The sequence below is a fragment of the Mesobacillus sp. ABV4_180 genome (assembly GCF_056158485.1).
The window spans coordinates 3,448,372-3,460,506 of record NZ_JBSWTJ010000001.1; the positions used below are offsets into that span (position 1 = coordinate 3,448,372).

Genomic DNA, 12,135 nt, shown 5'->3' on the forward strand with positions numbered 1-12,135 from the left:
ATTACATCATATCCTCTTCTTGGAATGATTTCGTTCTCTTGAACTGCCATAAAGCTACACCGATTACGATCAATGACAATAGCATCGTGATAGCAGCAGCTTTCGAATATTGTGCAGATGTCATCGTGAGGCTGTAAATCCACGAAATCAGGATATCTGTTCCTCCAGCGTTCGCACCTGAAACTGCAGGCCCGCCGCCATTAAAGAGATAAATTATATTAAAGTTATTGAAGTTAAAAGTATACTGCGTTATCAAGATTGGCGCTGTTGCAAATAATACCAGCGGCAATGTGATGCTCTTGAACTTCTGGAAGTTCGTTGCTCCATCAACTGTAGCAGCTTCATACAACTCTTCAGGAATAGATTGCAGCACCCCTGTCGTCATTGCAAAAATGAACGGGAAGCCAAGCCAAGTCTGAATCAGGATCAATGCAATTTTCGTATACATTGCTTCTGTCATCCATGGAATCGGATCAATACCGAAAAAACCAAGGATATCACGGTTGATCGCTCCAAACGACTCATTGAACATACCAGCAAATACAAGGATCGAAACGAAAGCTGGTACAGCCCAAGGAAGAATGAACACTGTACGAATAATTGCTTTTCCTTTTACATCCTTCTGATTAACAAGAATCGCAAGGAACATGCCGAGCGCAACCTGGAAAGTCGTAGCTACGAATGTCCAGATAATTGTCCAGGACAGAACTGAGAAGAATGTCTCACGCCAAGATTCCAATTGGAACAGGTCAAAAAAGTTTTTAAATCCAACCCAGTCTACAAGTTTCGCTGGAGGTGAATGGTAAAGGTCATAGTTTGTAAATGCAAGCAAGACCACAAAGATGATTGGGAATACTACAACAAATATCAGCAAGAGGAATCCCGGTGACATGATCAGGTATGGGAAGCCATTGTCAATCAGGTTGTTATATTGTTCCTTAACCGTACTCAGTCGTTCGCCTTGATCCCTCTTTAAACCGGTCTTATATGCATCATTGATGTTAAACAGGAAGAAACCGATTCCAAATACTAGGACGATGACGGCTAAAATCCCCTCTACCATCAGGAAGATAGAGTGATCACGAGGTGTTTGCTCCCCAAGTGTGAAAATGCCCCACAATCCCATGTTAAGCAAGTCTTTGAAAACGCCAAAAAATGCACCCGTTAAAATGAGAAAAGCGATTCCTTTTAAATATTGTTTGTTGTATAGCTGTCCAAGCCCTGGAATGATCGAAAGGGCTGATGCTATTCTGCGATGGTTGGTTTGATAGGATTTCTCTTTCATCCTATATTCCCCTTTCTCTTTCTATGTTTTGTATGGCTCTTTTCGGAAACTTTATTGCAGGTCAATTCTCATTTTTTCACGGTTCTGGTAAAAAAATCTTGGTACCAGAATTAAGAAGGAAAAAAGTCATGTCCGGCATTAATTTATATGCGAAAAAAACCTTTATAAAAGCATCAGATGCTTTATGAGAACGAATACATAGTTTTCAATGCTGAACGTGCTGAACACAGCAACACTCATTATTGTTCCGAAATCTTTTGTTTTCACTCTCATGAAGCACCTGATTGGTTATATGTCTATTTTAGCGCAACCGTTTGCTCAATGAAAGAATTTTTTACTGCACTTTTCGTAAATTTTGTGACTTTCAAATCCCGAAAAGACAGAGTAAGTTGTGATTGCTTTTATTTGGTATTGTTGCAAACAAATTAATGTAAAATGATAGAAATAATTAATTTCCTGTAAAATACAGCAGTACCCCCCAAGGGAGGTACTGCCATATCAAAAATATTATTTAGAGTGGTTTTGCTTGATGTTTTGCTCGATTTGCTTAACAGCTGAATCAAGAGCTGCCTTTGGCTCAGCTTTGCCTGTTACAACAGTTTGCAATGCGCTTGCCATTGGTCCCCAAACTTCTCCCATTTCAGGGATGTTTGGCATTGGAACTGCATCTTGAGTTTGAAGAGCAACAGCTTTAGCGCCTTCGTTTTCAGCGATTGCTGGATCGTCAACCAATGCAACGTTTGTTGGTACTTCAGCTGTTTGTTCGAAACGATATTTAGCATTTTCATCGTTAGTAGCGAATTCTAAGAATTTAGTAGCCCATTCCTGGTTCTTAGAGTAAGAAGATACGTGCCATCCTTTAACACCCATGAAAGTCTTCATTGGAGTGCCATCAGCGAATTTAGGGAATGGAGCAACACCGAAATCGATGCCAGCATCTTTCATGCCGCCGAATGCCCATGGTCCATTCATTACAGAAGCAACTTTACCTTCGTTGAATAGTCCGTCCATAGCAGAACCGCCGCTTTCGCCAACGATACCATTAGGGAATAACTTTTCTGCATACCATTTTTGGATGTACTCAGTACCTTTTACAGCACCTTCGTTACTTAATCCAAGATCTTGCGGGTTAAGAGCACCGTCTTTTTCACCGAAAACATATCCGCCGTTACCGCCGATTGGCGCGTGAGCGAAGTAGAAGTTATCCCAAAGAGCCAAGAAACCGTACTTGCCGTCTTTAGTGTTAGCTTTTGCAAATTCGTAAAGTTCTTCCATTGTAGCAGGAACTTCAGTCATAAGTGCTTTGTTGTAGATGAAGACTGGAGTTTCAGCAGACTTTGGAAGTCCGTATAATTTACCATCAAAAGTTTGAGCAGAGATTGAAGACTCTGAGAAAGTCTTTTTCACATCATCGCTTACTTTAAGTTCAGCAATGTGTCCTTGAACTGCAAGTTCACCGATTTGGTCGTGTGGAAGAGTGATGATGTCTGGGCCAGTTCCAGCAGGGCCGTCAAGACGTAATTGTTCTTTCATCTTAGTAGCCATTTCTACTTCTTTGAACTCGATTTTGATACCGTGTTCTTTTTCAAAGTCAGCTGCTACTTTTTCAAGCCAGCCAGACTTTTCCTTGTCTTCCCAAATTACTAGCTTCTCTGGTTTAGAAGCATCTTCTGTTTTCTCACCGTTGCCTTCTGAACCTGTGTTTTTTTCTTCTTTAGGTCCACAAGCAGCAAGAGCGCCAATCATCAAGATCAGCATCATGAAAATCGACAATGCCTTTTTCATGTGTATACCCCTCCTAAAAATGTGTAATTACTTTTTTTATTGCGCAGAACGCTCTCTTTTGTGCAAACGTTTGTAATCCTGTTTGCAAGTCTATGAAAACGATTGCACAACCTACTTCTTATTATAAAGACTTAAATTAGTTTGACAACTAGTTTTTTAATTTTTTTTAATCGGCGTGTGAATTCCGTTAATTTTTTGTGAATAGGCTTTTTAATAATTGACAATTTAAAATCCGTGTTCTACCCTTGTTTTAATCTTTATTTCATAATGAAAGGAATGGTTCTCTCTTGTTAAAAGAAGCGATCTATCACCGTCCTAAAGATAATTATGCATACGCTTGCACTAATGAAGAGCTTCATATCCGGATCCGAACAAAAAAGGATGACATAAAAGAAGTTTCACTTTTAAATGGCGATCCTTATGATTGGTCAGAGGGCAAATGGAACGCAAATACAGTCCCGATGATTAAAAGCGGCACAGATTTGCTGTTTGATTACTGGTTCATCTCAATAAAACCGCCACATAGAAGATTGCGCTACGGATTCATTTTGAATAATGGCACAGAAACAGTATGTTTTACTGAAAAAGGCTTCTATGAGGATCCTCCTCAGGATACTGGCTATTATTTTGCTTTTCCTTTTCTTAATAATATTGATGTATTTAGGGCTCCGTCTTGGGTGAAAGATACGGTTTGGTATCAAATTTTCCCTGAACGTTTTGGAAACGGCGATCCATCAATTGATCCGGAAGGCGTTTTGCCTTGGGGAAGCGCACCTCCTGAAAGGGACAATTTTTTTGGCGGCGACCTTGAAGGCGTCATCCAAAATGTTGATTACCTGGCGAAACTCGGCATCTCCGGTATTTATTTTACGCCTATTTTCAAAGCCTATTCGAACCATAAATACGATACGATCGATTACATGGAGCTCGATCCGCAATTCGGCGACAAAGATACATTGAAGCGACTAATTCAGGTATGCCATAAACACGGAATCAAGGTCATGCTGGATGCGGTATTCAACCATAGCGGCTTCTACTTCCCACAGTTCCAGGATGTATTGGAAAATGGCGCTGGATCCCGCTATAAGGATTGGTTCCACACTAATGAATTCCCGCTGGAAATGGAGCCAAGACCAAATTATGATACATTCGCATTTGAAAAATCCATGCCAAAGCTTAATACCGAAAACCCTGAAGTCATTGAATATTTATTGGAAGTCGGTCGCTACTGGGTGCGCGAATTTGATATTGACGGCTGGAGACTTGATGTCGCGAATGAAGTCGACCACTCTTTCTGGCGAAAATTCCGTTCCGAAGTGAAAGCAATCAAGCCGGATTTATATATCCTTGGTGAAATCTGGCATGATTCGATGCCTTGGCTGCGCGGCGATCAGTTTGATGCAGTCATGAACTATCCTTTTACAACAAATATTTTAAATTTATTCGCACACAAGACGATTTCAGTAAAACAATTTATCGAAAACATGACGACCGTCAACCATATGTATCCGAAAAACGTTAACGAAGTTGCCTTCAACCTGATCGGCAGCCACGATACACCAAGGATATTGACTGAGTGCGGCGGAGATTTGGATAAGGTGAAACAAATCTTCACTGTGCTGCTTTCTTACATTGGAACACCGTGTATCTACTATGGAGATGAAATTGGCATGAGCGGCCCGCAGGATCCAGGATGCCGCGAATGCATGAAGTGGAATGAAGAGGAACAGAACAAGGATATGTTCGATCACGTCCAGAAGATGATCCAGCTTCGAAAAGAATATCCGCTATTGGCAAATGAAGGCGAATTGCATTTCATCCCTTCCGACTATCATGAAAGCTGTTTTGCTTATACGAAATCAAACGGCGATAAAACGATTTTAATAGTCGTCAACATGGGCAACGAAGAAGCAAGCTATCCACTTCCATTTAATTTAAAAGGCAAGAAGATCACAAATCTTTACACAGGTGAAGAATATGCAGCAGAAAGCGATGATTTGTCCGCGAAGATTGCTGCAAATGGATTTGCTTTATTCATGTTTTAAATTTGTATACCCCTTTCCTCTTCTGGAAAGGGGTTTGCTCTTTTTGTAGTGGGTGAAATCTTACACAATTATTGTTTAATTAGTCTATTCAAGGAATTAACAGTGTTTTTCGCAGAATTATTTGTATTAATCGCGGAATAATAGAGACTTTTCGCGGAATCCGCCATAGATTTCGAGGAATAATTTTTTTGACTGCTGTCAAATTAGCTGATTTTGTATTTTTTACAAATAACCATTTATTTTTTTTCGAAAAACGAAGGTTTTCCACTTCAAATTCCTCCCATTGTCTGTATAATAAAAGGATTACAACTTGGAGATGTAAAAACATGAAGAAAAAAACTGCTAAACTTTCACTTTTTGCCATTACATGGCCACTATTTATTGAAATTCTTCTCTATATGCTCATGGGTAATGCAGATACACTCATGCTGTCCCAGTATTCGGATAACTCGGTTGCGGCTGTTGGGGTTTCGAACCAGATTCTTTCAATGGTCATTGTCATGTTCGGTTTTATTGCGACTGGTACTGCGATTCTGGTGGCACAAAACCTTGGAGCGAAATTGGAACATGAAGCCCGGGAGGTATCGGTTGTCTCAATCGGGGCCAATCTCATTTTTGGATTGCTTCTAAGTGCAGGTGTGTTCATTTTCAGCGAGCAATTGCTCCGGATGATGGACCTTCCTCCTGAATTGTTTGACGAAGCAAATGCCTATCTAAAAATTGTTGGGGGATTTTCGTTCATACAGTCCTTGATCATGACGTGCGGCAGCATTGTCCGCAGCTATGGATTTACGCGTGACATCATGTATGTCACGATCGGCATGAACGTGCTGAATGTCATCGGTAACTATTTATTTATCTTTGGTCCATTTGGTTTTCCAGTCCTCGGTGTCGAAGGGGTTGCCATTTCAACTTCTGTCAGCAGAATAATCGGGCTGTTGGCGGCATTTTATGTAATGATGAAGCGGATTCCGGGATCGCTCCCGATGTCCATGCTTTTCCGTTTTCCAAAAAAGCATTTAAAAAATCTGCTCAATATCGGAATTCCTTCGGCAGGTGAGCATCTTAGCTACAATAGCTCGCAAATGCTGATTACCTATTTTATCGCCGCACTTGGAACCCAGGCACTGACGGCGAAAGTGTACACACAGAATGTCATGATGTTCGTGTTCCTGTTCAGTATCGCGATCAGCCAGGGAACACAAATCCTGATTGGTCATATGGTGGGGGCAAAGGAAATTGACAATGCCTATAAACGTGCTCTTAAAAGCCTGAAGCTTGCGATCATCATTTCTATCGGTGCCGCTGCACTCGTCTCACTTTTCGCCAAGGACCTTCTTGGAATCTTCACCGACAATATGAGCATCATCGAGCTCGGCAGCACCCTGATTCTATTGACGATCATTCTCGAGCCAGGCAGATCCTTCAATTTGGTACTCATCAGTTCACTGAGGGCAGCCGGTGATGTGAAATTCCCTGTCTATATGGGGATATTGTCAATGTGGGGAGTCAGCGTAACACTCTCCTATTTTCTAGGAATCTATTTAGAGATGGGGCTGGTCGGAATCTGGATCGCCTTTATCGCGGACGAATGGCTCCGTGGACTGCTCATGCTGTGGCGCTGGAGATCCAAGGTTTGGGTCAAAAAATCGTTCGTTCCAGAAGCAGAGCCTGTCCAGGCCGAATAATATGGAAAGCTAGCCCGTTCATCACCGGGCTAGCTTTTTTAGTCTGCTATATTGATATTATAATCCCTGAACCAGATATGAATCTGCGCAAGCTGGGCCAGAAGCTGCGGTCCAGTCATCAGCTGGCCGAACCACGGTACCTTGAAAGATGCTCCTTCGGTTTCAATCATTTTTTGCAAGGTGGTTCTGTCGAAGAATTCATGCAATGCACTGTTCGAGTCAGCCATGAACTCGGAAAGCATGCTTTGGACTGCCTGGGTATAACCTGGATGATGTGTCTTTGGATACGGGCTCTTTTTCCGGTAAAGAACTTCATCTGGCAAGACACCTTCCAATGCTTTACGCAGGATGCCTTTCTCCCTGTTGCCGTGCATCTTCATTTCCCATGGGATATTCCAGACGTATTCCACAAGGCGGTGATCGGCAAACGGTACCCGGACTTCAAGACTTGCTCCCATGCTCATTCGGTCCTTCCGGTCAAGGAGAGTCGTCATGAACCAAATGATATTCAGATAGAATAGTTGCCTTCGCTTTGCATCTTCAGGACTTTCGCCTTCCAGTACTGGGACTTCGGCAATTGTATCGTTGAATTTCCCCATCATATAGTCTTCTAGATTCAGCTTCTTCCGCCAGTGATCCCTTAACATGTTTTGCCGCTCATTGATCGAACGCATCCATGGGAAGCCTGGTCTGTTTAGATCTTCCTGCCTGTGAAACCAAGGATAGCCTCCAAAAATTTCATCGGCGCATTCTCCTGATAGACTTACTGTGAAGTCTTGTTTAATTTCCCGGCAGAACCAAAGCAATGACGAATCAATATCTGCCATCCCCGGAAGATCCCTGACATGGACGGCTTCTTTCAAGTATGCCGAGAGATCCTGCTGTGAAATGATGCTGTTGTGGTGGACGGTCCCGAATGTATCCGACATCTTATTGATCCAGAACGCATCAGCATTTGGCTGGAATTCATTCTCCCTGAAATATTTGTCGTTGCCTTCGTAATCGATCGAGTAAGTATGCAGGCTGCCCTTGCCCTCCGATTTGTAGTGATTCGCTGCAATTGCTGTGATGGCGCTTGAGTCCAATCCTCCAGAAAGGAAGGTGCAAAGAGGGACATCGGAAACCAGCTGTCTGGTGACTGCATCGGTGAACAGCTCCCTTACTTTTTCAGCAGTGTCATCCAGGCTGTCAGTATGGGCCTCACTTTTTACATTCCAATACCTCCATGTTTTCAGCCCATTTTTTGAAAAAATAAGTCCGTGGCCTGGCCGCAGCTCCTTTATATTTTTGAAAATCCCTGCCCCAGGAGAACGGGATGGTCCAAGCCCAAACACCTCACAAAGCCCTTCCCTGTCTATCTCTGCCTTAACTTCTGGATGAGCCAGCAATGCCTTTTGTTCAGAAGCAAACATAAGACCTGATGCAGTTTCCAGGAAAAACAGCGGCTTTACTCCAAGACGGTCTCGGCCGATAAAAAGTTTTTCTTCCAACTGATCCCATACTGCAAAGGCAAAAATCCCATTTAAATGTTCAAGACAATTTTCTTTCCATTCCATGTAAGAAGTGAGCAAAACCTCTGTATCAGAATGGCCATTAAAAGAATATCCTTTTAATAACAGCGCTTTTCTGAGGTCTTCTGTATTATAGAGCTCGCCATTATAGCAAATGGTATAACGGTTGTCGTCTTTTGTCCGTGTCATAGGCTGCTTTCCGCCTTCAGGATCAACAACGACCAGCCTTTTGTGGCCCAGCGCTGCATGTTTTGATGTCCATACATTTGTATCGTCGGGACCTCTTTTGCTTAAAGTTTCCGCCATTTTTGCCATGCTTTCTCTTTCATGGTCCAAGTTTTTTCTATAGTCCACCCAACCAGTTATTCCACACATTATGATCATCCTTTCAGCGGAACTTTTCTTTAAGGTAAGAACATTTTCCAAAAATTATTGTTCGCTTAACCATTACTCATCTTATGCAACAAAACCCAAACTGGTTAATGGCCTATAGATCAGAGCTTTGCTCCTTTCTCTTAAAAAACGGCGAAAAATCTCTGTCCTGGCAAGCATGAAATACAAATTATAAAATCAGCCGATGAATGCATGTTATAATTTCGCCAAAATCTGTCTACAAAGAAGGTGAGCGATAATTAACGGAGGATCCAGATGAACCGACAGCAACGAAGTAAGCTAATTGATTTCCAGCCCAGGGCTTTCAATGCCGGGACAGTAGAATACATTAATTCACAATGGGTTTTCTTTGACGAAGAAACCGAAGAAGCGGCACTGATCGATGAATTCATTCACCAGGAAGTTGAAGTGCTGCGGAACAATAAATGGACCAGGGGATTTTTATTGGATAATGGATGTATCCAAACAGGAAATGACAAGATTTTTTTGCAGGACCAGGAAATGGTCCGGATCAGAAAACAGCTGATCTATTCATTTGAACGCCTGCTCGATGAACTGAATGATGAAGCGTTTGTCCAATTTATCAATACATTGAATTCGCTCAATTTTTCTATTTATGACTGTATTTATTGCTATAATCACCTGACATTTCTAGACGATGAAAACGGTGTTTCAGGTGTGAACTTTTTAATTCTCGATAATGAAGAGCTTATTTGCAGTGTCCAGCACCATTTTGATTATTTTGAAAATCACAATGACAGATTTGAATTGACGATGAACAGCGGAAAACGGACAGTCATTGAAAGGATTTCCTGATAGGGTTTCGAAGAGTTTTAGATGTCACCGAGATTTGTACAAAAAGAGCCTGCACAAATTTGTGCAGGCTCTTCTCCATCACTTCAAAGTATATACAACATTTTCCAAAGTGCTGAAACCATTTTCGAATGCACTGGTTTCAAGCGGTTTCTGTATATAGTACCCCTGTGCATAATGGCAATCCAGGTCTCTTAATATATTCATCTGTTCAAAGGTTTCCACACCCTCGGCAACTATTTTGACATCGAGTCCCTGCCCCATGGTGATGATCGCTTTTACAATGGCTATGTCAGAAGGATCGTCATGAAGGTTATTGATAAAAGACTGGTCGATCTTAAGCGTATCAATCGGCAGATTACGCAAATAGCTTAATGATGAGTAGCCAGTCCCAAAGTCATCGATTGAAACCTTTACCCCTAACTCCTGCAATGCCTTCATGACGGAAATGCTATAAGCAATATCCTTCAGCATCGCACTTTCTGTCAGTTCAAGCGATAAGTACTCAGGTTCAAGCTTAGAAATCTTAAGGGCTTCAATTACTTGTCCGATAAAAGCATGCTGCTGGAACTGATGGGCAGATACATTTACCGAGATTCCCAGATTCGTGAATCCACTGTTCTGCCATTCTTTTGTCTGCAAGCAGGCAGTAGTCAGTACCCAAGCCCCGATTTCCTCGATCAACCCCGTTTCCTCAGCGAGCGGAATGAATTGTGCCGGAGAAACAAGGCCCAGATGCGGGTGCTGCCACCTGATCAGTGCCTCTGTACAGGTGATCTTGCCGGATTTTAGATCCATCAGCGGCTGATAGCAAAGGTAAAACTCATCCTTTTGAAGTGCCTTCCTCAAATAGCTTTCCAGCTCAAGGCGGACCATGGCCTGGTCGTTCATTCCAGTCGAGAAAAAGGTGATCTTATTTCCGCCTTGATTTTTCGCACGATTCATCGCGATATCCGCGTTCTTCAATAACACATGCTCATCAAGACCATCACCTGGAAAAGAGCTGACCCCAATGCTTGCTGTAACGATAAACTCCTGGTTTTGGTAGTACAAGGGTTTTGAAATGACAAGCTGCAATTCTCTTGCAGTTTTTGTTGTCTGTTCTATGCTGACTTCTTTTGTGAGCAGCAAGGTGAATTTATCCCCGCTGAACCTGCCAAAATAAGCCCCTTTTGGGAGTTTTCCCTGGATTCTTTCAGCCAGCTCCTTGAGCACAATATCGCCAGCATAATGTCCAAGGCTGTCATTGATTATTTTAAATCGATCGATATCAATGACAAGTACAGCAAGAATTTCCTTCTTTTTCTTGGCACGGTGAATCATTTCTTCGAGTTGTTCTGTGAACCTCATCCTGTTAGGCAGACCTGTATCATGATCATAGTAAGCGAGCTGGATGATTTTTTCTTCTGTTTTTTTCTGTTTGGTGATGTCTCTCCCAATTCCATATGTGCCAACACATTTTCCGTTCACAGTAATGGGTATGTTCTTTATCTGGAAGATCTGTTTTCCACCGTTTTTGACGCGGATTTCAATCGTATATGTCTGGTCCTTCCCTTTTAAAGCATGCAGAAAATGCTTTTTTGCCCGCGGTACATCCTTCTTGCTGATAAAATTAAGGGCTGATTCACCAATCAATTCGTTTTCATTGAAGCCAAATGTGTTCAGAAATGCCTGGTTTACACTGGTGAAATTCCCATACAAATCGGTTGAATAGACAAAATCGCCATTGTTGTCGAAGAGGGAACGATAGTATTGCTCTGAGACCCTAAGGGTTTCGTTCAAGTGGAGTATATCTTGTTGAGAGGATTTCACTAAATCTGCGAGTGTGTTGATAGCTTGCTGTTCCTTTTTTTGCAGGTTGGTTTCCACTTCATGTTCACTGAATGCTGTTATAGAAATCATCACCTGATTTTCTGCAGGAAAACCCCCATATGACTCACAGCTGAGCATTGTTGCAAATGGGAGCTGTTTCTTAACTTGAGCCTGGACATTCTTCACTGCCAGCTCATCTTCTTGTCTGAAAAAAATCTGCACCAAAAGATTTTGGTGATTTGGAAATGAATTGCTCTCTATAAAGCTATTAAGTTGTCTGTCATTTTTGTATACACAGCTTTTGGTAGTAGCCATTGCAGTCTCCAATAAATTTATATTTCTCCAATATCCCTTACAACTTAAAATACCATATTTCGATGGGCGAATATATGACAAAAAAAGAAAAAAGCTGCCAATAGCGGCAACTTTTTTCGACATTTTTTAGAACATATCTGTTCCTAATGGCAGTGAGAATCCTAAATATAAGACAAGAAGTACTGCAACAATGAACTGAATCCATAAAATAGACGCTTTTTCCTTCTTCTTTGTACGGATCAAAATCATTTCCAGCATAGAGATAACCCACAGTCCTACTGCAGCTTTAAGCACATACATCATATTGATATTAATGCTGAAAAGAAGCATGAAGCCAGTCAATAGAATCAGAAGGTAAAACACCCTGAGAACCATCTGGACGATTTTAGCTCCCTTTTCCTTGCCGCTTTTATGCAGACCAAGTGCAACGAAGAATAAAATAAGCGCCAAAAACCACGCTGTCATATGGGCATGTACCATTTACCCGT

Annotated in this window: 8 protein-coding genes; 3 read left to right on the forward strand and 5 right to left on the reverse strand. The window is 41.9% G+C overall.

The genetic code is table 11. The features are described 5' to 3' along the window. Position 1 precedes the first annotated feature (1 nt). Both ACXAEA_RS17665 and ACXAEA_RS17670 read right to left on the reverse strand, forming a co-directional pair. Positions 2–1,285, reverse strand: coding sequence for an ABC transporter permease subunit (locus ACXAEA_RS17665; protein WP_475097169.1), 1,284 nt, complete (start codon positions 1,283–1,285; stop codon positions 2–4). Between the two features lie 507 nt (positions 1,286–1,792). Next, the gene (locus tag ACXAEA_RS17670) at positions 1,793–3,070 is read right to left on the reverse strand and encodes a sugar ABC transporter substrate-binding protein (protein ID WP_475097170.1); all 1,278 of its coding nucleotides are present in this window, start codon (positions 3,068–3,070) and stop codon (positions 1,793–1,795) included. A 287-nt stretch (positions 3,071–3,357) separates the two neighbouring features. On the opposite strand from ACXAEA_RS17670, the gene ACXAEA_RS17675 reads away from it, so the two are divergent. Together ACXAEA_RS17675 and ACXAEA_RS17680 are read left to right on the forward strand one after the other, a co-directional pair. Continuing rightward, positions 3,358–5,115: an alpha-glycosidase gene (locus ACXAEA_RS17675; RefSeq protein WP_475097171.1), complete on the forward strand. Its 1,758-nt coding sequence runs from the start codon at positions 3,358–3,360 to the stop codon at positions 5,113–5,115. Positions 5,116–5,441: 326 nt separating this feature from the next. Further along, positions 5,442–6,803 carry an MATE family efflux transporter gene (locus tag ACXAEA_RS17680; protein ID WP_475097172.1) on the forward strand — a complete coding sequence of 454 codons (1,362 nt, stop codon included), beginning with the start codon at positions 5,442–5,444 and terminating at the stop codon, positions 6,801–6,803. 38 nt (positions 6,804–6,841) lie between these two features. Here the strand turns inward: ACXAEA_RS17680 and asnB are convergent, their stop codons facing one another. Further along, the gene (gene asnB, locus ACXAEA_RS17685) at positions 6,842–8,689 is read right to left on the reverse strand and encodes an asparagine synthase (glutamine-hydrolyzing) (RefSeq protein WP_475097173.1); all 1,848 of its coding nucleotides are present in this window, start codon (positions 8,687–8,689) and stop codon (positions 6,842–6,844) included. 273 nt (positions 8,690–8,962) lie between these two features. Here asnB and ACXAEA_RS17690 point away from each other — a divergent pair, with 273 nt between their 5' ends. Then, the gene (locus ACXAEA_RS17690) at positions 8,963–9,523 is read left to right on the forward strand and encodes a DUF2777 domain-containing protein (protein ID WP_475097174.1); all 561 of its coding nucleotides are present in this window, start codon (positions 8,963–8,965) and stop codon (positions 9,521–9,523) included. A 78-nt stretch (positions 9,524–9,601) separates the two neighbouring features. Here ACXAEA_RS17690 and ACXAEA_RS17695 read toward each other — a convergent pair whose 3' ends face one another. Both ACXAEA_RS17695 and ACXAEA_RS17700 read right to left on the reverse strand, forming a co-directional pair. Then, positions 9,602–11,647 (reverse strand): sensor domain-containing protein, encoded by a 2,046-nt coding sequence (locus tag ACXAEA_RS17695; protein ID WP_475097175.1) that lies wholly within the window; start codon positions 11,645–11,647, stop codon positions 9,602–9,604. 126 nt (positions 11,648–11,773) lie between these two features. Beyond that, on the reverse strand, positions 11,774–12,127 hold the full coding sequence (locus ACXAEA_RS17700; protein ID WP_475097176.1) for a YisL family protein: 354 nt from the start codon (positions 12,125–12,127) through the stop codon (positions 11,774–11,776). Between the last annotated feature and the right edge of the window lie 8 nt (positions 12,128–12,135).